The organism is Escherichia sp. MOD1-EC5189, assembly GCF_002966045.1.
Taxonomy (GTDB): domain Bacteria; phylum Pseudomonadota; class Gammaproteobacteria; order Enterobacterales; family Enterobacteriaceae; genus Escherichia; species Escherichia coli_F.
On the sequence record NZ_PTRX01000099.1, the window covers coordinates 1 to 779 of the forward strand.

Sequence of the window (779 nt, forward strand, 5' to 3'; positions counted from 1 at the left end):
AAAACAATTCAGCTGACCAGTCAACTGGCTGAAGAAGAGCGCGCTCAGCGTCAGCAACATGACCTGGATATCGCCACTGTGGGTATGGGTGATCAGCAGCGGCAGCGATATCAGGTACAACTGAGTCTTCGCCAGAAATACCAGCAACAGCTGGAGCAGTTGAGGCGGGATAGTGAGCAGAAAGGAACATATAACACGGATGACTACAGAAAGGCCGAGCAGGCGCTGACGGAGAGCCTGAACCGACAACTGAATGAGAATCGCCGTTACTGGCAACAGCTTGAAGTTGTGCAGGGTAACTGGAAAAACGGAGTCCTGCGTGCATTTCAGGATTTTACCGTGGATGCAGATAATACGGCAGGAACAGCAGAACAGGTGTTCTCGTCAGCCTTCAGCAACATGGGAAATGGCCTGGCAACTTTTGTCACTACCGGCAAACTCAATTTCAAATCCTTCACCTCTTCTGTGCTGTCAGATATGGCGAAAATCCTGGCGCAGGCAACCATGATGAAATCGATAAAAGGGATTGGCAGTGTACTGGGATTTGATCTCAGCAGCCTTTCCCTGAATGCCAATGGGGGGATTTATCAGTCTGCTGATTTGAGTCGTTACAGTGGCACGGTGGTTAACCGTCCGACGTTTTTTGCTTTTGCAAAAGGCGCGGGTGTGATGGGGGAAGCGGGACCTGAAGCCATTCTGCCACTGCGTCGTGGTGCTGACGGTAAGCTGGGGGTTGTGGCGGATATTGGTGGTTCAGGTATGGCGATGTTTGCCCCGCA

General features: G+C 51.6%; 1 protein-coding gene. It reads left to right on the plus strand.

What is annotated here, in order from left to right; all coding sequences use genetic code 11:
• Positions 1-779: phage tail tape measure protein (locus ATB02_RS25700; RefSeq protein WP_105272415.1), on the plus strand; the 779-nt coding region annotated here is incomplete at both ends.